This is a genomic window from Agromyces neolithicus, assembly GCF_039529735.1.
In the GTDB taxonomy this organism is placed as follows: Bacteria; Actinomycetota; Actinomycetes; order Actinomycetales; family Microbacteriaceae; genus Agromyces; species Agromyces neolithicus.
The window spans coordinates 253,542-274,008 of the sequence record NZ_BAAANJ010000009.1 but is presented as its reverse complement, the minus strand read 5'-3'; the positions used below and the strand labels follow the sequence as shown (position 1 = coordinate 274,008).

General features: G+C 69.6%; 23 protein-coding genes. 5 read left to right on the top strand and 18 right to left on the bottom strand.

The window, feature by feature from the left end; translation table 11 throughout:
* Positions 1–132: 132 nt before the first annotated feature.
* Complete coding sequence (locus tag ABD164_RS13510) at positions 133–924, top strand: SGNH/GDSL hydrolase family protein (RefSeq protein ID WP_344296809.1); 792 nt, start codon at positions 133–135, stop codon at positions 922–924.
* A gap of 112 nt (positions 925–1,036) precedes the next feature.
* Complete coding sequence (gene radA, locus ABD164_RS13505; protein WP_344296808.1) at positions 1,037–2,413, top strand: DNA repair protein RadA; 1,377 nt, start codon at positions 1,037–1,039, stop codon at positions 2,411–2,413.
* A 13-nt stretch (positions 2,414–2,426) separates the two neighbouring features.
* On the opposite strand, the gene ABD164_RS13500 is transcribed toward radA, so the two are convergent.
* The 4 genes from ABD164_RS13500 to ABD164_RS13485 all read right to left on the bottom strand — a co-directional run bounded on the left by ABD164_RS13500 (position 2,427) and on the right by ABD164_RS13485 (position 6,811).
* Positions 2,427–2,834, bottom strand: coding sequence for an SseB family protein (locus ABD164_RS13500; protein ID WP_344296807.1), 408 nt, complete (start codon positions 2,832–2,834; stop codon positions 2,427–2,429).
* Between the two features lie 53 nt (positions 2,835–2,887).
* Positions 2,888–3,526: a hypothetical protein gene (locus ABD164_RS13495; RefSeq protein ID WP_344296806.1), complete on the bottom strand. Its 639-nt coding sequence runs from the start codon at positions 3,524–3,526 to the stop codon at positions 2,888–2,890.
* A 63-nt stretch (positions 3,527–3,589) separates the two neighbouring features.
* Positions 3,590–4,093 (bottom strand): amino-acid N-acetyltransferase, encoded by a 504-nt coding sequence (locus ABD164_RS13490; protein WP_344296805.1) that lies wholly within the window; start codon positions 4,091–4,093, stop codon positions 3,590–3,592.
* Positions 4,094–4,285: 192 nt separating this feature from the next.
* Positions 4,286–6,811, bottom strand: a complete 2,526-nt coding sequence (locus tag ABD164_RS13485; RefSeq protein WP_344296804.1) for an ATP-dependent Clp protease ATP-binding subunit — start codon at positions 6,809–6,811, stop codon at positions 4,286–4,288.
* Between the two features lie 200 nt (positions 6,812–7,011).
* Between ABD164_RS13485 and ABD164_RS13480 the strand changes: the two genes are divergently transcribed.
* On the top strand, positions 7,012–7,629 hold the full coding sequence (locus tag ABD164_RS13480) for a hypothetical protein (RefSeq protein WP_344296803.1): 618 nt from the start codon (positions 7,012–7,014) through the stop codon (positions 7,627–7,629).
* The gene (locus ABD164_RS13475) at positions 7,629–7,865 is read left to right on the top strand and encodes a helix-turn-helix domain-containing protein (protein ID WP_344296802.1); all 237 of its coding nucleotides are present in this window, start codon (positions 7,629–7,631) and stop codon (positions 7,863–7,865) included. The genes ABD164_RS13480 and ABD164_RS13475 overlap by 1 nt, the downstream gene beginning before the upstream one ends.
* A gap of 6 nt (positions 7,866–7,871) precedes the next feature.
* Here ABD164_RS13475 and ABD164_RS13470 read toward each other — a convergent pair whose 3' ends face one another.
* Positions 7,872–8,384, bottom strand: a complete 513-nt coding sequence (locus ABD164_RS13470; protein ID WP_344296801.1) for a hypothetical protein — start codon at positions 8,382–8,384, stop codon at positions 7,872–7,874.
* Between the two features lie 98 nt (positions 8,385–8,482).
* On the opposite strand from ABD164_RS13470, the gene ABD164_RS13465 reads away from it, so the two are divergent.
* Entirely contained in the window at positions 8,483–9,541 is a 1,059-nt protein-coding gene (locus ABD164_RS13465; RefSeq protein WP_344296800.1) for a pirin family protein, read from the top strand.
* Between the two features lie 82 nt (positions 9,542–9,623).
* Here the strand turns inward: ABD164_RS13465 and cls are convergent, their stop codons facing one another.
* From cls to folP, 13 genes are all read right to left on the bottom strand, one after another.
* Entirely contained in the window at positions 9,624–11,099 is a 1,476-nt protein-coding gene (gene cls / locus ABD164_RS13460; RefSeq protein WP_344296799.1) for a cardiolipin synthase, read from the bottom strand.
* 16 nt (positions 11,100–11,115) lie between these two features.
* Positions 11,116–11,292 (bottom strand): hypothetical protein, encoded by a 177-nt coding sequence (locus ABD164_RS13455; protein ID WP_344296798.1) that lies wholly within the window; start codon positions 11,290–11,292, stop codon positions 11,116–11,118.
* 185 nt (positions 11,293–11,477) lie between these two features.
* On the bottom strand, positions 11,478–12,329 hold the full coding sequence (locus tag ABD164_RS13450; protein ID WP_344296797.1) for an endonuclease domain-containing protein: 852 nt from the start codon (positions 12,327–12,329) through the stop codon (positions 11,478–11,480).
* 300 nt (positions 12,330–12,629) lie between these two features.
* On the bottom strand, positions 12,630–12,779 hold the full coding sequence (locus tag ABD164_RS13445) for a hypothetical protein (RefSeq protein WP_344296796.1): 150 nt from the start codon (positions 12,777–12,779) through the stop codon (positions 12,630–12,632).
* A gap of 50 nt (positions 12,780–12,829) precedes the next feature.
* Positions 12,830–14,377, bottom strand: coding sequence for a lysine--tRNA ligase (gene lysS / locus ABD164_RS13440; RefSeq protein ID WP_344296795.1), 1,548 nt, complete (start codon positions 14,375–14,377; stop codon positions 12,830–12,832).
* A 48-nt stretch (positions 14,378–14,425) separates the two neighbouring features.
* On the bottom strand, positions 14,426–15,283 hold the full coding sequence (panC, locus tag ABD164_RS13435) for a pantoate--beta-alanine ligase (protein ID WP_344296818.1): 858 nt from the start codon (positions 15,281–15,283) through the stop codon (positions 14,426–14,428).
* Between the two features lie 5 nt (positions 15,284–15,288).
* Positions 15,289–16,047, bottom strand: a complete 759-nt coding sequence (locus tag ABD164_RS13430; RefSeq protein ID WP_344296794.1) for a Rossmann-like and DUF2520 domain-containing protein — start codon at positions 16,045–16,047, stop codon at positions 15,289–15,291.
* Complete coding sequence (locus ABD164_RS13425; RefSeq protein WP_344296793.1) at positions 16,044–17,864, bottom strand: PH domain-containing protein; 1,821 nt, start codon at positions 17,862–17,864, stop codon at positions 16,044–16,046. The genes ABD164_RS13430 and ABD164_RS13425 overlap by 4 nt, the downstream gene beginning before the upstream one ends.
* On the bottom strand, positions 17,861–18,334 hold the full coding sequence (locus ABD164_RS13420; RefSeq protein WP_344296792.1) for a PH domain-containing protein: 474 nt from the start codon (positions 18,332–18,334) through the stop codon (positions 17,861–17,863). Before ABD164_RS13420 ends, ABD164_RS13425 begins: the two co-directional genes overlap by 4 nt.
* The gene (locus ABD164_RS13415) at positions 18,327–18,800 is read right to left on the bottom strand and encodes a DUF3180 domain-containing protein (protein WP_344296791.1); all 474 of its coding nucleotides are present in this window, start codon (positions 18,798–18,800) and stop codon (positions 18,327–18,329) included. Before ABD164_RS13415 ends, ABD164_RS13420 begins: the two co-directional genes overlap by 8 nt.
* The gene (gene folK / locus ABD164_RS13410) at positions 18,797–19,282 is read right to left on the bottom strand and encodes a 2-amino-4-hydroxy-6-hydroxymethyldihydropteridine diphosphokinase (protein ID WP_344296790.1); all 486 of its coding nucleotides are present in this window, start codon (positions 19,280–19,282) and stop codon (positions 18,797–18,799) included. The genes ABD164_RS13415 and folK overlap by 4 nt, the downstream gene beginning before the upstream one ends.
* Positions 19,279–19,665: a dihydroneopterin aldolase gene (gene folB, locus ABD164_RS13405; RefSeq protein WP_344296789.1), complete on the bottom strand. Its 387-nt coding sequence runs from the start codon at positions 19,663–19,665 to the stop codon at positions 19,279–19,281. Before folB ends, folK begins: the two co-directional genes overlap by 4 nt.
* Positions 19,658–20,449, bottom strand: coding sequence for a dihydropteroate synthase (gene folP, locus ABD164_RS13400; RefSeq protein ID WP_344296817.1), 792 nt, complete (start codon positions 20,447–20,449; stop codon positions 19,658–19,660). The genes folB and folP overlap by 8 nt, the downstream gene beginning before the upstream one ends.
* Positions 20,450–20,467 lie beyond the last annotated feature (18 nt).

Genomic DNA, 20,467 nt, shown 5'->3' with positions numbered 1-20,467 from the left:
GTTCCCCTCGTTAGCAGCAGCCACGCCGGACAACAGTCACAGACGCCCCGACTTTAAGAAGGCCCTGAAAACGAGCGGATGTCCCGACCCGCGTTCAGCCGTCGTTCAGCGTGCACTCATACCGTCGTCGTCGTGGTGCAGTCGAGGCGAATGGCTCGCGTGGTCGTGGTCACGACGACCGTCGCCATGGCCGGCGCCGCCGGCGCGGTCGCGGTCACCTCGTGGCGACGGTTCCGGGCACGGCTCACGGCCAACTCGCTCGTGCTGAACGAGACCCTGCCCGTGCACTCGAAGTGGTGGCGCGACCACGCGAAGCTGAAGGGCGACCTGCTCTACGTCGCCATCGGCGACAGCGCGGCGCAGGGCATCGGCGCGAGCAGCCCCGACCGCAGCTATGTCGGGGTGCTGGCCGACGAGATCCGCGCGGTCACCGGGCGCACGCTGCGGGTCGTCAACCTCAGCGTCTCGGGCGCGACCGTCGAGCTCGCCGTGCGCGACCAGCTTCCGCGGTTCGTGAAGCTCCGGCCCGACATCGTCACCGTCGCGATCGGCGCGAACGACATCGCGCTGTGGGACCCGGTGGCATTCGAACGGGGCATCCGAGAGATCTTCTCCGCCCTGCCGCCGCATGCGCTCGTGGCCGACCTGCCGTACTTCTACTTTCCGCACAACGAGCGCAAGGTCGCGGTGGCGAACAGCATCGTGCGTCGGGTCGCGGCCGAGCACGGGCTCACGGTCGTGCCGTTGCACGCCGAGACGAAGCACCAGGGCGTCGCCGGCATCCTGACGCAGTTCGCGATCGACCTGTTCCACCCGAACGACCACGGCTATCGCGTGTGGGCGAACGCGTTCGCACCGTCGCTCGCGGCCCTGCTCGTCGAGCGGTTCGAGACGCCGCCGGCGACGCGCCTCACGGGGATGTGAGACGATCCGCAACGAGGTCCGGATCCTCGCCGCCGCGCAATCGCGGCAGGGCGCCGACGCAACAGCGGCAGGGCGGCCACCGGATGTCGCAGGTGAACCCTAGGCTCGGATCATGGCCCGTCCCACCTCCACGTTCCGCTGCACCGAGTGCGGCTGGAGCACCGTCAAGTGGGTCGGCCGCTGCAGCGAGTGCCAGCAGTGGGGCACCGTCGTCGACGTCGCCGAGTCCACCGGAATCGTGCGCGCGGTGCAGGCCGTGCAGCTCGGCGAAGCGCGCACGGCGCGGCCCATCGTCGAGGTCGAGACGGCCGACGCGGCGCACCGCCCCACTGGCATCGGCGAGTTCGACCGGGTGCTCGGGGGCGGCGTCGTCGCGGGCGCGGCCATCCTGCTCTCGGGTGAACCCGGGGTCGGCAAGTCGACCCTGCTGCTCGAGGTCGCCGCGAAGGTCGCGGCGACCGGGCGGCGAGTGCTGTATGTCACCGCCGAAGAGTCCACCGCCCAGGTGCGCCTGCGGGCCGGCCGCACGGGCGCGCTGCACCACGAGCTCTACCTCGCCGCCGAGACCGACCTCGCCACGATCCTCGGGCAGGTCGACGCGGTCGCGCCCGACCTGCTCATCGTCGACTCGGTGCAGACCGTCGCGTCGTCACTCAGCGACGGGTTGCCAGGTCAACCCAGCCAGGTGCGCGAAGTCGCGTCGACACTCATCCGCGTGGCGAAAGAACGCCAGTTGCCGTTGCTGCTCGTCGGCCATGTCACCAAAGACGGCTCGATCGCCGGGCCACGCCTGCTCGAGCACCTCGTCGACGTGGTGTGCCAGTTCGAGGGCGACCGGCAGAACGCGCTGCGCTTCGTGCGGGCGCTCAAGAACCGCTTCGGCCCCACCGACGAGGTCGGCTGCTTCGAGATGACGGGCGACGGCATCGCCGAGGTGGCCGACCCGTCGGGGCTGTTCCGATCGAGTGGCCGCACCGCCGTCAGCGGCACGTGCGTGACGGTCGCCCTCGAGGGCCGGAGGGCGCTCGCAGTCGAGGTGCAGGCGCTCGTCGTCAAGACCACCGCGCCGCAGCCCCGCCGCATCGTCAACGGCGTCGACCCGTCGCGGGTCGCCATGATCATCGCGGTGCTCGAGCGCCGCGTCGGGTTCGCGGGGCTCGGCGGTCACGATGTCTACGTCTCGACCGTCGGCGGCGTGCGTCTCACCGAGCCCGGCGCCGACCTGGCCATCGCCGTCGCAATCGCCTCGGCGGTGCGCGACACCGCGGTGCCGCACGAGCTCGCCGCGTTCGGCGAGATCAGCCTCGCCGGCGAGGTGCGCCCCGTGAGCGCGGCCAAGCAGCGCGCGACAGAGGCGCGGCGCCTCGGGTACACGACGATCCTCGACGTCGAGGTCGGCACGGTGCGTTCCGCGGTCTCACGGGCGATGCTCGGCGCGACCGAGGCACGCGGCAGCGCACGCGAGCGCGAGCTCGACGCGGCGTTCTGAGACCGCGACTGGGTCACGCCTCGAGCGCCCGCAACAGTTCACCGGGCGGCGCCTGCATGGGGTGGGGTCCTGCGATGTCGAGGAACACGGTCGTGATCGTCGACTCGTGGTGCTTCAAGAACGTGCGCAGCCACGCCGGACCATGCAACCCGACCTCCTGCGGCAGGTTGGCGGGCATGTTCGCGGCATCACTGAAGAGCAGCAGCGCGACCTCACCCGTGTTCGGGTCGCGGTACGTCCACACCTCGCCCTCGAGCGGCCGATCGCGCGGCGCCGCCTTCATGAGGGGCACGACCGTGTTGCCGTGCCGCAGTGCGAGCGCGACCGCGGCGACATCCTGCCGTTCGAGCGCCTCGGCGAGCGCCTGCGACCGGAACTCGACCGGCTCGGGCGCCGCCTTCCTGCGTGACTTGCCTGCCATGCCTCAAGGCTATCGAGCAGATGCCTCGCGCCCCGCATCCTCCGCAGACGCGGTCAATACAGCTGGAACTGCTTCGTCTCGGCCGACGCGAATCCGTCGACCGAGATCGACAGGTGGTACGACGCTCCGCCCGCCGGGACCGCCTCGCGCGGCCCCTCGCAGGTGTCGGGCGTCGAGCGCGTGCGATCCCAGACGATCGGCACGCTCGAGCTGATCGGGGTGTTCGGGGCGAGTGACACCTCGGCGTCGATCGGGTCGACTTGGCAGTCGGTCGACGTCCAGTACACCTCGGTGCCGCTCGTGATCGTGAAGACCTGGGCCTTGGTGCCGGCGTTCAGCACGCAGATGTTCTTGCCGGTGTTGGTGATCGTCACCGACAGTCGGGGTTGCTCGCCGGCGTTGTACGACGACTTGTCGGTGACGGCCTCGACCGTGATCTTCTCGGGCGCGCACGGATCGCCGTCGACGGCCACCGGCTCGGTCGGGATCGTCGTGGCATCGGGCGTGGCCGGAGCGGCACCCGGGGTGTTCGCGGGCGGGGCGCCCGAGTCGTCGCCCTGGCTGGCGCCGGGGCGCACGAAGATGAGCACGACCGCCACGACCACGGCGACGAGCCCCAGAAGCACGACGAGTCGACGGCGACGATACACCTGCGGCGATTGGCGCCCGGCCCGCGGTGGGTTCGTCGACATGCACACAGGGTACGACCGCGGGTGCGCCGCACGCGGCATCCGGTCGGCGCGGCGAGCGAGCGGTCAGAAGACCTTCAGCATGCGCGTGTTGCCGAGCGTGTTCTGCTTCACCCGCGCAAGATCGAGGAACTCGGCGATGCCCTCGTCGTGCGAACGCACGAGCTCGGCGTACACCTCGGGGTCGACGGTCTCATGGCCCATGTCCTCGAACCCGTGACGGCTGAAGAACGCGACCTCGAACGTCAGGCAGAACAGCCGGCTCAGGCCCAGTTCTCGGGCCTCGGACTCGAGTGTCGTGAGCAGCGCGTGCCCGACGCCGTGCCCGAGCCACGAGTCGGCGACGGCGAGCGTGCGCACCTCGCCGAGATCCTCCCAGAGCACGTGCAGCGCCCCCGCGCCGACGACCTCGCCCTCGGCCGACTCGGCCACGCGGAACTCCTGCACTGCCCCATAGAGGTCGACGCGTTCCTTGCCGAGCAGGATGCGTCGGGCGACGAGCGGCTCCACGAGTGCGATGATCTTCGGCACGTCGCTCGTGCGCGCCCGGCGCACCGTGAACTCGGTCATCCGCCCATCGTATTCGGCCGGTCGCGGCTCGCCTCCCACGTGCCCAATTCAGGTTCGCCCTCGGTGTGTCGCCTTCAGCCCCTGGCGTGTCGCCGCGCGACACACCTCCGCACCTGAATTGCGCACGGGGTGAGGACGGGAGGCGACGAAAAGGGCGGATGCCGCAGCATCCGCCCCTTCGTGTCGCTCGTGTTACTGGCCCGAGGCCGCGAGGTCGGGCGTGGCAGGACCCGTGCCGATCGCGGCATTCGCGTTGACGCCGACGGCCACAGGCAGGGCCCGCTGCGTCGTGGTGAACACGAACTCGCCGTCCTTGAAATCGACGTGCACGTGGTCACCCGAGTTGAGCTCGCCGTGCAGGATCTTCTCGCTCAGACGGTCTTCGACCTCGTGCTGCACCGCGCGGCGGAGGGGCCGGGCGCCGAGGGCCGGGTCGAACCCGACCTCGATGAGGCGTTCCTTCGCGGCGAGCGTGAGCTCGACGGTCATGTCGCGGTCGAGCATGCGCTCGCTGAGCCGTTTGATGAACAGGTCGACGATCTGCAGCAGTTCAGGCTTCGAGAGCTGCGGGAACACGATGATCTCGTCGACGCGGTTCAGGAACTCGGGCTTGAAGTGCTTCTTCAGCTCTTCGTTGACCTTGCCGCGCATGAGGTCGTAGCCGGTGCGCGGGTCGCCCTCGATCTGGAACCCGACGGGACCCGCCGAGATGTCTTTCGTACCGAGGTTGGTCGTCATGATGATGACAGTGTTCTTGAAGTCGACGACTCGGCCCTGACCATCGGTGAGGCGACCCTCTTCGAGGATCTGCAGCAGCGAGTTGAAGATGTCGGGGTGCGCCTTCTCGATCTCGTCGAAGAGCACGACGCTGAACGGCTTGCGGCGCACCTTCTCGGTGAGCTGGCCGCCCTCTTCGAAGCCGACGAACCCGGGAGGGGCACCGAACAGCCGCGAGACCGTGTGCTTCTCGCCGTACTCCGACATGTCGAGCGAGATCATCGCCGCCTCGTCGTCGAAGAGGAACTCGGCGAGCGCCTTGGCGAGCTCGGTCTTGCCGACGCCGGTGGGGCCCGCGAAGATGAACGAGCCCGAGGGGCGCTTCGGGTCTTTGAGGCCGGCGCGGGTGCGGCGGATCGTCTTGGCGAGTGCCGAGATGGCCTCTTCTTGACCGATGACGCGCTCGTGCAGCGCCTTCTCCATGAAGACGAGTCGCGACGACTCTTCTTCGGTGAGCTTGAAGACGGGGATGCCGGTCGCCTGCGCGAGCACCTCGGCGATCAGGCCCTCGTCGACGACGGCGGTCGTCTTGACGTCGCCCGACTTCCACTGCTTCTCGAGGCGCAGGCGCTCACCGAGCAGGTTCTTCTCTTCATCGCGCAGCGACGCGGCCTTCTCGAAGTCCTGCTCTTCGATGGCGGTCTCTTTCGCAGCCCGCACGACGGCGATCTTCTCGTCGAACTCGCGCAGCTCGGGCGGGCTCGAGAGGATCGAGAGGCGCAGGCGCGCGCCGGCCTCGTCGATCAGGTCGATCGCCTTGTCGGGAAGGAAGCGGTCTGAGACGTAACGGTCGGCGAGGTTCGCCGCGGCCACGAGAGCGCCATCGGTGATCGACACCTTGTGGTGTGCCTCGTAGCGGTCGCGCAGGCCCTTGAGGATGTTGATCGTGTGGGGCAGCGACGGCTCGGCGACCTGGATCGGCTGGAACCGGCGCTCGAGTGCGGCGTCTTTCTCGAAGTGCTTGCGGTACTCGTCGAGCGTGGTCGCACCGATGGTCTGCAGCTCGCCGCGGGCGAGCAGCGGCTTCAGGATCGACGCGGCATCGATGGCGCCCTCGGCGGCACCCGCACCGACGAGGGTGTGGATCTCGTCGATGAAGACGATGATGTCGCCGCGCGTGCGGATCTCTTTGGTGACCTTCTTCAGGCGCTCTTCGAAGTCACCTCGGTAGCGGCTGCCGGCGATCAGTGAGCCGAGATCGAGCGAGTAGAGCTGCTTGTCTTTCAGGGTCTCGGGCACTTCGCCCTTGACGATCGCCTGCGCGAGGCCCTCGACGACGGCGGTCTTGCCGACGCCGGGCTCGCCGATGAGCACGGGGTTGTTCTTCGAGCGGCGCGAGAGGATCTGCATGACGCGCTCGATCTCTTTCTCGCGCCCGATCACGGGGTCGAGCTTCGACTCGCGCGCGGCCTGCGTGAGGTTGCGGCCGAACTGGTCGAGGATCTGCGATCCGCCCTGCGGCTGGGCCTGGTCGTTCGCGCCGACCTGCACCTGCTCTTTGCCCTGGTAGCCCGAGAGCAGCTGGATGACCTGCTGGCGCACGCGGTTGAGGTCGGCGCCGAGCTTGACGAGCACCTGCGCGGCGACGCCCTCGCCCTCGCGGATGAGCCCGAGGAGGATGTGCTCGGTGCCGATGTAGTTGTGACCCAGCTGCAGTGCCTCGCGAAGCGAGAGCTCGAGCACCTTCTTGGCGCGCGGCGTGAAGGGGATGTGACCGGTGGGCTGCTGCTGGCCCTGGCCGATGATGTCTTGCACCTGCTCGCGCACGGCGTCGAGTGAGATTCCGAGCGACTCGAGCGCCTTGGCGGCGACGCCTTCACCCTCGTGAATGAGACCGAGCAGGATGTGCTCGGTGCCGATGTAGTTGTGGTTCAGCATCTTGGCCTCTTCTTGGGCCAGGACGACGACACGACGGGCTCGGTCGGTGAATCTCTCGAACATGCTCTACTCCTCACGACCCCCGCTGGGGAGGGGTGCCGATATATCGAGAGTAAACACTGCGGATGCCCCGTGGGCGGGTGTTCGCCGTGGGCGCAGCGCCGCACACACGACACAGGTTCGGCACTTCTTGCGAAGCATATCGATCATCGTTATTATCGTTTTTCGATATGTAACTAACCACGCGCCATGAAGGAGCATCGATGTCCCAGCCGACGAGCCCCACCCGTCTCAACCGCAGCGACACCGCGGGCATGTACCTCACGATCGTGCTCGGCGCGATCGCCACCGCAGTCACGATCTGGGTGGCCGTCACCCGACTCGTCGAGGTGCTGCCAGGTCGCGACGTGCCTGTGCTCGTGCCCTTCATCGGCGAGACGGCTCAACTGCCGATCGGACCGAACGGCGCCGCCGTCGAGGTCTCGGTCGACCAGGCCGTCGTGACGGTGCCGCAACCGGCGGCCGCGACCCAGTTCGCGATCGTGGCCGAGCCGATCGTCACCGGCCTCGCGATCATCGCCGGCATCGCGCTGCTCGGACTGCTGTGCTGGAACCTCGCCCGCGGTCGGGCCTTCACTCGCCAGAACTCCCGCATCATCTGGTGGGGCACGGCCGTGATCACTGCCGGCTGGCTGCTCGGCACCCTGCTGACGACCATGTCGGTGAACGGCGCTCTCTCGGCCGTCAGCGACTACGGCTACGAGGGCGTCACGTTCGCCACGAACTTCGCACCGATGTTCGCGATACTCGCCCTCGCCGTCGTCAGCTCGGCGTTCCAGATCGGCGAGCGCCTGCAACGCGACACCGAGGGGCTCGTCTGATGGTGCCGGCCGAGCCCGACGAGGCATCCGACATCCACTGCCGGCTCGACGAGCTGCTCGAGTCGCGTGGCCTCACGCTCACGCGCCTTGCCGAACTCGTCGGCGTGAGCGTGGTGAACCTCAGCGTGCTGAAGAACGACCGGGCACGGGCCATCCGTTTCTCTACACTGCAGGCGATCTGCGAGGCGCTCGACTGCGAGATCGGCGAGCTGCTCGTGCTTCGGCGCGCCGGCTGAGCGCAGCTACTTGATGGGGACCTCGACCTCGGTGTCCATGACCTCGACGACAAGGGGCTCGGTGGTGGTGACGTCGTACGGGGTCCAGAAGAGGGTGGTGTGGGGCACGAAGTCCATCGTGCAGATCTCGTCGGCGGGGCGCTCGACGAGCGAGATCGCCACGCGGTTGCCTTCGCCGGCGGGCTCGAGCACGCGAATTTCGTTGCCCACCACCGGGCACGACGAACTGCCCGAGATCGTGAGCGCGAGCTGGCCGCCGTCGGCCCACCAGACGACGATCGGCTCGTCGTTCGGCTCCATCGGGTCGACTGCCTCTTCGGCCTCTTCACCTTCGTCGCCGCCGACACCGGCCTCGTCTTCACCGGCACCCACGTCGACGACCGGCGCCTCATCGGCAACCGGCCTGCCCGGGAAGTCTTCGGCCGCGCCGCCCGGCGGAGTGCACGCAGACAGCACGAACAATGCCGAGAACGCCACTGCGATGAGGCCGGAACGGCGGAGCTGCACGGAGGGAGCCATGTCGCCATGCTAGCGGTCGACGGCGCCGATCTGGGAGTAACGAAACGCAGCGGATGCCCCGTCTCCGCCACGTCGTCGGGCACGGGTAGCATGCCGACATGAGCAATCTCGAGAAGCAGCCGCTCGAGCTCGTTTGCGTCCCCGAGGGCTCGCAGAGCCCCGCGGTGCAGGTGCTGACGCCGCGCGAGGTGCCGCTCGGCGGGCCCCGAGCGATGAACGTGCGTCGCACGCTCCCCCAGCGCGGCCGCACGACGATCGGTGCCTGGTGCTTCGCCGACCACTACGGCCCCGACGACGTCGCCACGACCGGCGGCATGGTCGTGCCGCCCCACCCGCACACCGGGCTGCAGACGGTGAGCTGGCTCTTCGAGGGCGAGATCGAGCACCGCGACTCCACCGGCAGTCACGAGATGGTGCGCCCCGGCGAGGTCAACCTGATGACCGCGGGGCGCGGCATCTCTCACTCCGAGGTGTCGACCCCCGACACCACGCGGCTGCACGGCGTGCAGCTCTGGGTCGTGCTGCCCGACGCCTCGCGCAACGTGCTGCCCTTCTTCGAGCACGCCGCGACCACCCCCGTCACGATCGACGACGCCACGGTGCGCGTGTTCGCAGGCTCGCTGCCCGGTGAGCGCCACGACCCCGACCACGGGTCATCCGTCGCACTCTTCTCGCCGCTCGTCGGCGCGCAGGTCGAGCTGCCCGCCGGCGGCGAGGCCTGGATCGACCTCGACCCCGAGTTCGAGCACGGCGTGCTCGTCGACCGCGGCCCCGTGCGCGTGACGATCCCCGCGCTCGACGACGAGCCCGACGACGGCGGGGTCGACCCGCTCACCATCTCCGGTCACACCGCCACCCTCGAGTGGAGCGAACTCGGGTACCTTCCCGTCGGGCACGAGGGTGTGCGCCTGACGTCGACCGACGGGCCGGTGCGGGTGCTGCTCATCGGCGGCGAGCCGTTCGGCGAAGAGATCGTGATGTGGTGGAACTTCATCGGCCGGGGCCACGACGAGATCGCCGAGTTCCGGCGTCAGTGGCAGGCCGACGTCATCGGCCACGACAATCCCGACGGCCGGTTCGGCACCGTCGGCGGCTACGACGGCGCCGCGCTGCCGGCGCCCGAGCTGCCGACGGTGCGGCTGAAGCCCCGGCGCTGAGCGCGGCGCCCGCCACGGGGCATCCGATCGCGGCAGCGGATCGCGGCTGCCGCTCGCGACTGCCGCTCGCGACTGCCGCTCGCTACTGCAACGCCGAGGTGAGCCGCGCGAGGTTGTCGAGCACCGTCGAGCGCAGGGGCTGCTGCATCCATTCGTCGAGGGTCAACTCACGGCTGTCGCGACGGTAGCCGTCTTCGACGGCGCGCATCTCGCGCACGAACGAGGCTCCCCGCACGAGCAGCGACACCTCCATGTTGAGCTCGAACGAACGGATGTCCATGTTGCTCGAACCGATGACCGCGACATCGTCGTCGATCGTGAAGTGCTTCGAGTGCAAGATGTACGGCGCCTTGTACAGGTAGATCTTCACGCCGGCGCGCAGCAGCGCCTCGTAGTACGAGCGCTGGGCATGGTACACGAGGGCCTGGTCGCCGAGCTCCGAGACGAAGAGCTCGACGTGGATTCCGCGCTGCGTCGCCCCGCTGATCGCGCGCAGCATGGCATCGTCGGGCACGAAGTACGGGCTCGTGAGGATGATGCGCTCGGTCGCGGCGTACATCAGCGCGAGGAACAGCTTGAGGTTGTTCTCGTTGACGTACCCGGGACCGCTCGGCACGACCTGGCAGTCGAGGTCTTGGGCCTCGCCGACCTGGTCGAACGGCACGATCTCGCGCATCGGCTGCTCGCCGGTCTCGAGGTACCAGTCGGTCAGGAAGATCGCCTCGAGGCCCGACACGATGGGGCCCTCGACACGCACGACGAGTTCCTTCCACTTGAGGCCGCGACGAATGTTGCTGCGCTTGTTGTACGACCGGTCGATGACGTTCTGCGAGCCCATGAACCCGATCTCGCCGTCGACGACGAGGATCTTGCGGTGGTTGCGCAGGTCGGGGCGCTGGTAGCGGCCCTTGAGCGGTTGCACGGGCAACATGAGCTGCCAGCGCACCCCCATGCGGTCGAGTCGCTTCAGGGTCTTGCGGTAGCCCTTCACGCGCAGCGATGCGACGTGGTCGAGCAGCACCCGCACCTCGACACCGCGGGCGACGGCCTCGCCGAGGGCGTCGAAGAAGGACGCCGTCGTGCGGTCGTAGGCGAAGATGTAGAACTCGACGTGCACGTACCGAGCGGCCGAGCGTATGGCATCGGTCATCGCGTCGAGCGAGCCCTCGTAGTCGCCGATGAGGCTCGCGCTGTTCGAACCGATCAGCGGCATGGCTCCGAGGTTGCGATTCAGGCGTACGACGCCGTCGAACCACGTCGGCCATTCGCTGCTGTCGCTGACGCGCTCGATGCCGTGCGTCGACTCCCGGATGAACTCGTCGACCTCGGCCTGCTTCTCGCGACGATGCTTCGGCAGCTTCGGGTTTCCGATGAGCCAGAACAGCAGCACGCCGACGACCGGAATGAAGAAGATCGCGAGGAGCCACGCCATGCCGGCCGTCGGCCGGCGGTTTCTCGGCACGACGATGACCGCGACGATGCGGATGACGAGGTCGATGACGATGATCGCCGCTGCGACGACGGCCGTGACCTGGGTCGTCGTGAAGTCGATCGTCATCCGGCGGGAGGTTCCGTCACCCGGCCGGGTGCTCGCGTGCGAGCTTCGCTCGCTCCTCAGCCTCGATGCGCGAGTACGCCCTGCGCTCGTTACGGTCGGCTCGGATGATCGCGTGCATCACGAACCAGAAGATGAGGCCGATGAGCACGGTCGGCGCGAGCGACCAGATCGCATTGGCCCAGAAATCGTTCATAGTCCCCTCAGGATACGGGGTTTGCCCGGAATCGCCCATCCACGCCGATCAGGCCGATCCGGTGGACTCCGGCCACGGCACCTCCGTCTCGCGTTCGTGCGTTCCGAGAACAGGATGACGCGCCGCGACGGCCGCGACTACAGGAACTGGAGACCACCCTGCAGCGGTGACTCCTGTTCTGGTGGTCACGCCACCCCCTGCAAGGGAGCGCCCGCGAGCAGCGCACGGATCACGTCGATGCAACCGTCGACGTCGTTCATCACCTCGGGGTAGCCGAACCGGTGCCAACGGAATCCGCGCAGCACGAGCGCGCTGTTGCGTTCTCGATCCCGCTCGATCGATTCATGGTCTTCGTGCCACGCGGATCCGTCGGCCTCGATCACGAGCCATCCGTCGATCACGAGGTCGACCCGGCCTACCCCGTCGATCTCCACTTGAGACTCGACGGTCCAGCCCTCGCGCCGGATCGCGAATCGAAGCAGGGATTCGAGACCCGATTCGGCACGCCGATCGAGGTGCCTTCGAAGTCGTCGAATGCGTCGCGGCATCTGATCCATGAGCCGCTCGAGTTCTGCCGGGGTAAGCAGTCGCCGGTTCAGGGCACTGTCGAGGGTCGCGACGGCGTGCGCCGGGTCGGCGATGCGCGGAAGATGCTCGGCGAGCGCGTCGACCACGCCGACGCGCCACGGCGTACTCGGAGCCGGTGGATGAGGGCGCCACAGGCGATACTCTCCCCGGCGCGGCAGCGGTAGCCGGCTCGCTGTCGGTGGGCTGACGATGCACGTTCCGGTGTGGTGCGAGACCCAGATCCTGTAGGTTCGCAGCGCGCTCTCTCCCCCGAGGATGCCTCGAAGGGCGAGGGCACGTCTCGCCTCGGAGTTCGCGTCGGGCAGCGCCAGCCAAGACCGGCCGATTCGAAGGATCCGTCGGGAATCCTCGGCCGCACTGATTCCCCGAGCTGAATGCCCCATGGCGCGGAGTCGGGTGCGGGTCGCGAGTCCGCCGAGGCGGCGCAGGTCGAAGACGAGGTCGGGCATGCTGAGATGCTCGTCGGTGGCGAGGCATCCGCACGTCGGACGGCGACACGTGTGGAATGCTCGAGCGGTTCATCGGCTGGGGAGGGGCAGTCAACGTGTGACGAGAACAGGCATCGGGTGCGACATCCGACCGCCCGTTCCTGTTTCCGCAACCGTCGCGGCGTGTCCTCCTGTTTTCGGGGCGGGATGAGGCGGGGCGGGGCGGGATGAGGCGGGGCAGGGCGGGATGACGCGGGGCGGGGCCGGACGGGGGCGGGATGACGCGGGGCGGGGCCGGCGGGGGCGCCGGTGCACCCGGGCTCAGCCGGCGGTGATGATGCCCCAGATGCCCGAGCCGAGCAGGTAGAGGCCGATCGCGCCGACGATGATCCAGATCGCGAGGCGCGTGTTCGACGGGCGCTTGGGGTCGGGGTCGGGCTCGAGATCCTTCTTCGGGAGGTAGTCGTTCATGGCGATCCGATCGTGGTCTCGATACGCGCTTCGCGCTACTCGACCGTCGTCTACTTGACCAGCGGGAACAGGATGGTCTCGCGCACGCCGAGGCCCGTGAGCGCCATGAGCAGCCGGTCGATGCCCATGCCCATGCCGCCCGACGGCGGCATGCCGAACTCGAGCGCGCGCAGGAACTCCTCGTCGAGGCGCATCGCCTCGGGGTCGCCGTCTGCCGCGAGCTTCGCCTGGGCGACGAAGCGCTCGCGTTGCACGACCGGGTCGACGAGCTCGGAGTAGCCGGTCGCGAGCTCGAAGCCGCGCACGTAGAGGTCCCACTTCTCGACGACGCCCGGGATCGAACGGTGCCCGCGCACGAGCGGCGAGGTGTCGAGGGGAAAGTCCATGACGAACGTCGGGCGATCGAGGCCGCCCTTGACGTGGTGCTCCCAGAGCTCCTCGACGTACTTGCCGGGGAGCGGGTGGTCGATCTCGATTCCCTCGGCATCGGCGAGCTCTTTGAGGCGCGACATCGGCGTCTCGGCCGTGACCTGCTCGCCGACCGCCTCAGAGAGCGAGTCGTACATCGAGATGCGCGGCCAGTCGCCGCCGAGGTCGAACTCGGAGCCGTCGGCGCTCGTGACGACGAGCGAGCCGTGGGTCGCGATCGCAGCGTCTTGCACCATCTGCTGGGTGAGGTCGGCCATGGTGTTGTAGTCGCCGTAGGCCTCGTATGCCTCGAGCATCGCGAACTCGGGGCTGTGCGTCGAGTCGGCCCCCTCGTTGCGGAAGTTGCGGTTGATCTCGTAGACCCGCTCGATGCCGCCGACGACGGCCCGCTTCAGGTAGAGCTCGGGGGCGATGCGCAAGTAGAGCTCGGTGTCGAACGCGTTCGAGTGCGTGACGAAGGGCCGAGCCGATGCCCCGCCGTGCATGACCTGCAGCATCGGTGTCTCGACCTCGATGAACGCGCGCGAATTGAGCGTGCGGCGGATGCTCGCGTTGACGTTGGCCCGGTCGATGACGTTCTTGCGCGCCTGCTCGCGGGCGATGAGATCGAGGTAGCGTTGGCGCACGCGCGTCTCGTCGCTGAGCTCGTTGTGCAGGTTCGGCAGGGGCAGGATCGCCTTCGACGCGATGCGCCATTCGCTCACCATGATCGACAGCTCGCCGCGACGACTCGTGATGACCTCGCCCGCCACGAACACGTGATCGCCGAGGTCGACGAGCTCCTTCCAGTCGGCGAGCGACTGCTCGCCCACCTCGGCGAGCGACACCATGGCCTGGATGCGGCTGCCGTCGCCCGACTGCAGCGTGGCGAAGCAGAGCTTGCCCGTGTTGCGCGAGAACACGACACGGCCGGCGAGGCCGACCCGCTCGCCGCTCGCCTCGTCGACCCCGAGGCCGACGAACCGGTCGCGCACCTCGGGGATGGTCGCCGTGATCGGCAGGCGAACGGGGTAGGCGCCGAGCGCGAGATCGTCGGATGCCGCGTTCAGGCGCTCGCGCTTGGCGAGGCGCACCGCCTTCTGCTCGGAGACCTCCTCGGCCGCGGCCCGCGCGGCGGCGATCTCGTCGGCGGTGGGCTCGGCTGCGGCATCCGTTGTGGTTTCGGCCATCGTTCACTCTCGTTCGCGGAAACGTGCGTGCACCAGCCTACTTGCGCCTCAACCGAGTGAGATCGTCGCGTTGTCGATGAGGCGCGTCGAGCCGACCCGCGCGGCGACGAGCACGACCGCGTCGCCCGTGGCGTCGTCGCCGAGCGGCAGAAACGTCTGGGGGTCGACGACGACGAGGTAGTCGAGGGTGACGTCGTCGTGGTCGCCGAAGGCTGCGGCGCCCTCGGCGAGCACCTCGGCGAGCCCGTCGCCGGCAGCGGCGTCGGCGGCGCGCAACGCCTCGGACAGCGTGAGCGCGGCCGCTCGCTGCGACGGGTCGAGGTAGCGGTTGCGGCTCGAGAGCGCGAGCCCGTCGGCCTCGCGCACGGTGGGCACCACATCGACGATGGTGGGCACGTCGAACTCGCGCAACATGCGGCTCACGAGAAAGACCTGCTGCGCGTCTTTCTGGCCGAACTCGACGACGTCGGGCTGCACGATGTTGAGCAGCTTCGCCACGACGGTGAGCATGCCGTCGAAGTGGCCGGGCCGCGAGGCGCCCTCGTAGAGGGTGCCGATGTGGCCTGCGGCGATCGTCGTCTCGACCTGGCCAGCGGGGTACATCACGTCGGCCGAGGGCGCGAAGACGAACTCGACGCCGTACCCGGCGAGCGCCGTGACATCGGCGTCGAGCGTGCGCGGGTAGCGGTCGAGGTCTTCACCCGGCCCGAACTGCAGCGGGTTCACGAAGACCGACACGACGACGACGTCGGCGAGCTCGCGAGCGCGGCGCACCAATGCGAAGTGACCGTCGTGCAGGGCGCCCATGGTGGGCACCAGGGCGACGGATGACCCGCCCGCGCGCTGCTCGGCGAGCAGCCCGCGCAGCTCGGCGATCGTCGACACCACTCGCGTGCCCGTCGTCACCTCGGTCACGCGCCACCTCCCAGCGGCCGGTCGGTGCCGGCCCCGTCGATCGTACCCGTACCCTCGGGCAGCGGTCCGCTGTCGTGGCGCGCGAGGGCGTTCTCGACGCTCGAGCGCACGAGCGATGCGAGCACGGCGCCGGGGCGCGGAATGCCGATGCCGTCGAGCAGGCCGCTCGCCTGGTCGACGATGGCGCTCGAGAACGAGGTCGCCGTGTCGATGGCCTCGCCGTAGGCGGCTCGGTCGGCCTCGGAGACGACGAACGGCTCGCCGCCCATCTCGACGACCAGCGCCTGCCCGATCGGCAGCACGGGGGTCGGCGCGGTGACCGCGAACCAGGTGCCAGGCAGCCGCGCGAGGTCGATGCTCGTGCCCGTGAAACTCATCGCCGGATGCACGGCGAGCGGGATGGCCCCTGCCGCGCGTGCCGGGTCGAGCACCCCGGTGCCCAAGCGCGCGACCGTGTGCAGCACGAGTTGGCCCGGCTGCCAGGTTCCCGCCTCGGCGAGACCGGCGACCAGCGGCGCGAGCTCGTGTTCGGGCACCGCGAGCAGCACGAGCTCGCTGCGCTCGATGATCTCGGGGATCGGCAGCACCGGCACCGACGGCAGCATCGCGGCGGCGCGCTCGCGGCTCGCGTCGGAGACCGCGGCGATGCCGGTGAGTGCGTGGCCGGCGCCCGCGAGCGCCGAGGCGAGCACGGCGCCGACCCGGCCGGCTCCGATCGTGCCGACGCCGAGCCGGCCGGCGCGTTCGGCGCTCACCGGGCGGATCCGTTCCCTGAGCTTGTCGAAGGGAACGGTCGTTGCGCTTCGCTCGCCGGAGGCTCGGCCGCCACGTCGCTTCGCGGCACGCCGGAACCGGCCGCTGCGGGCCCAGGTTCAGCGATCGTCTGCGCCCCCCAGTGGTGCGTGGTATCGCTCGCGGCGCGTTCGACCGCGTCTTCGGCGAGGCGATCGAAGAGCCTCATCGCCTCGCTGCGGTCGACGACGGGCAGCACCGCGCTGACCGGGCCTGCGACCGTGTGCAGGCGGATGCCGGCGAGATCGAGCGCACGATCGACCGGACCGACGGACACTGCGACCGACTGCATGCGCGCGAGCGGCACCAGCGTGAGGCTGCGCACGAGCGCGCCCCTGCGGATGAGCGCGATACCGGCCGTTGCCGCCCAGCCGATGCGTCGCCACGAGAACGGTCGCAACCAGGCCGCTCGCCGCGGCGTGCTCGAGTAGCCTCCGCCGTCGCCGCGGCCGGTGAGGCCGGGAGCCACGAGGGCGTCGACCTCGGCCGCGGCATCGGGCAGCAGCAGCCCGAGCACGCGGTGCACGTCGGCGGCGGTGCCGACCGGCAGCACGAGCGTGCGCTGAGCCGCCTCGTTGGAGGCGCTCACCGAGTGGCCGGCGACGTTGATGCGAAGCGACCACCACCCGAACGGCCGCCAGAACACCCACTGATTGGCTTCGATGGCGTGGATGCGCCCGGGCGGGATGGTCTGGTTGCCCGTCGAGAGCAGCCCGTGGCCGATGCGCACACCGTCGGGCGTGCCTGCGATCGAATAGCGCAACGACTTGGTGATGCGAGACCACATGTAGCTCACGAGGCCGATGGCGGCGGGCACGAAGCTGAAGAGCACCCAAGGCTGGCCCGACGAGACACCGGCGACGATGATCGCCACGAGCACGATCGCCCAGATGGTGGATCCGCCGAGCAGGGTCGAGCCGATGACCCGGCTGAGCGGCAGGTGCACGACCGACTCGGGTGGTGCGAGGGCCGGGTCGAGTTCGGGGGCGAGGAACTCGTCGACGCGGTGCGTCACGAGTTCGCCCGCGCGCGCCGTGAGGGGTGCCGCGGGCGCCGCGGCGGGCGCCGTGGGCGGCGCGGCAGGCGTCGTGGGCGGCCCGGCGAGGGGACCGGCGGGCGCCGTGAGCGGGGCGGCGAGCGGAACCGCGGTATTCGCCGCCGCGGCCTGCGTCGCCGCCTTCTCGGCGCGCGCGCCCGACGCGAGCCGCAGCACGTCGGCACGCAGCCCGTCGGCGAGCGCCGACCCGAGGTATGAGAGCTGCACGTTGGCCGACTGTCCCGCGACCGAGACCTCGAGCTTCGCGGTGCCGAACAGCCGGGCGAAGAGGGGCCGGTTCACGTTGATGCCCTGGATGCGGTCGAGTCGTGCGCTGCGGTGCGAGCGGAACAGGATGCCGCTTCGCACCTCGACCGCTTCGTGCGTCACGCGGAAGGTGTGCATGCGCCACGACAGCCAGAACCCGACGATCACCGCGATGATCAGCACCACGAGTCCGAGGAGCGCCCACCCGACGAGGCCGTTGGTCACGATCGCGCCGACGGGGTCGTTCGCCCACTCGTCCTGCCAGCTGCCGTAGCGTGCATCCAGATCGTCGCGGCTCTCGGGGGCGAAGACCACGAGGAAGAAGTCGACCACCCGTTCGCGCAGGTTCGCGATGATGAAGCCGAGTACGGCGATGAACACGAGTCCCCCGCGCAGCAGCGGGCTCGCCGGGTGCAGCCGATGCCACTCGCCGTCGGCGAGGTTCGTGACCGGTGCCGGGCGTGCGGGTGCGCTCACAACCCGGCCCTGCGTGTCTCGGCGAGCGCGACCAGCTCATCGCGCAGACGGTCGGCCTCTTCCATGGGGATGCCGGGCACGGTGACCGCGGTCGCAGCGGCTGCGGTCACGAACTTGAGGTCGGCGAGCCCGAGCGCTCGCGCGACAGGGCCACGCGTGATGTCGACGAGTTGCATGCGACCATAGGGCACGGCAACCTGCCGCTGGAACATGATGCCCCGGCGGAACAGCAGGTCGTCTTCACGCAGGCGGTACTGGATGGAGCGCACGCGGCGGGGCTCGAGCGCGATGCCGATGAGCGACGCGACGCCGATCGCGATCGCAGCCCACAACCCCCACTGCCAGTCGAACAGGAAGTACACGACGAGCGCGGCGCCGACGAAGACCACCATGCCGATGAGCGAGCCCACGACCTCGACGACCACGTACTTCGGCGAGACCCTCCGCCAGTCGGTGTCGACTTCATGCATGGGCGCGCTCTTCTTTCTCGGTTTCGGTGTCGTCGGGGGGAAGCGTGCAGCACCACTCGGCGACGAGGCCGCCGGCGAGCAGCAAGCCCGCGCCGATCGCGGTCGCGAGCGCCAGCCAGACGGTGCTCGCGGCCGGCACGACGCTGCGGGTGATGAGGAACAGGGTGATGCCGAGGCCGACACCCAGCACGAGGGCGCCGCTCAGGCTGCACGCCTTGGCGAGCACCGCGATGCGCATCGCGCGGAACGGGTCGAGCTGTTTCGTGGCCTTGCCCTTCACCGCCCGGCGGATCGGCCAGGCGAGGGCCACGACGATGACGGCGACGCCGACGAGGGTGATCGCGAGCGAGATCGGCGGCACGAGCGCCTTCGTTCCGGCCGTGACGATGGCGAGGTCGCCGAGGTACCCGATGACGAGCCCACCGAGGGTGAACGCGATGATCGTCGAGGCGCGCGTGCGCTTCATCGGCGCACCACCTCGTCGGATGCCGCGGCACGAAGCTCGGCGACCGGCCCGCGGCCCGCCAGCACCCCGCCGGGTTCGACATCGAGCCACGGTTGCAGCACGAACGCCCGCTGCCACGCGCGCGGATGCGGCAGTTCGAGTCGCTCGTCGGCGAGCTCGCGCCCCCCGAAGTCGATGAGGTCGAGGTCGAGCGTGCGATCGCCCCACCGCTCGTCGCGCACACGGCCGTGCCCGACCTCGAGCCGCTGCAGCAGGTCGAGCAGCGCGTGCGGGTCGAGCGACGTCTCGATGAGGATGACGCCGTTGAGGTACCCGGGCGCGCTGGGGTCGACGCCGGTGGTCTTGATGGCCGCGGTCTCGTAGACCGGCGACACCGCGACGAGCTCGACCCCGTCGCAGTCGGCGAGCTCGCGGGTGGCGGCCGCGATCGTCGCCTCACGGTCGCCGAGGTTCGCCCCGAACGCGATCACCGCGCGGGTCATGGCCGACCTCGCACGATCGTCACCGAGACATCGGTGAAGGGCACCGAGATCGGAGCCTGCGGCTTGTGCACCGTGACCTCGACCTCGTCGACCGCCGCCCAGACGAGCGCGACTCCGGCGACGCGCTCGGCGACCGTCTCGATGAGGTCGACCGGGTCGCGCTCGACCGCGGCGACGACCGCCTCGGCGAGCTCGCCGTAGTGCACCGTGCGTGCAAGGTCGTCGCCCGATGCGGCGGCCGCGAGGTCGACCGCGACCGACACGTCGATGACGAACTCCTGCCCGTCGGCGCGCTCGAAATCGAAGACGCCGTGGTGGGCGCGCACACGCAGGCCGGTGAGGGTGATCCGGTCGACCCGGTCGCCATTGCGCAGTTCAGCCACGTCGTCCACTCTGCCACGCCCCGAGCACGTCGAGCGCACGTCGTGTGCCGCGCACGTCATGCACGCGAACGCCCCACGCCCCGGCCTGCGCCGAGAGCACGCTGACGACCGCCGTGGGCAGGTCGCGTTCGGTGACGGATGCCCCGTCGGGCAGCAGCGCGCCGAGGAACCGCTTGCGCGACGCGCCGACGAGCACGGGCAGTCCCAGCTCGCCGAGCACGTCGAGACGGCCGAGCAACTGCCAGTTCTGCTCGCCGCGCTTCGAGAAGCCGAGCCCCGGATCGAGGATCAGGCGCTCGGGCGCAACGCCCGCGGTGACGAGCGAGTCGACCCGGGCCGCGAGCTCGTCGCGCACCTCGACGGCGACGTCGTCGTACGCCGAGAGCGAGTCCATGCGATCGGAGTGGCCGCGCCAGTGCATCGCCACGTACAGGGCCCCGGTGTCTGCGGCGACCCGGCCCATCGCGTCGTCGGCGAGCCCTGCCGAGACGTCGTTGATGATCTCGGCGCCGGCCTCGACCGAGGCGAGCGCGGTCGCCGCTCGCATGGTGTCGACGCTGACGCGGATGCCGCGACTCGCGAACTCCTGCACCACCGGGATCACCCGGCGCAACTCCTCATCGGGTTCGACCCGCGCCGCGCCCGGACGTGTCGACTCTCCCCCGACGTCGAGGATGTCGGCGCCCTCGTCGATGAGCTCGAGCCCGTGCGCGACCGCGGCTTCGGCGTCGAACCAGCGACCGCCGTCGCTGAACGAGTCGGGAGTGACGTTCACGACGCCCATCACGAGGGTCGTGGCGTC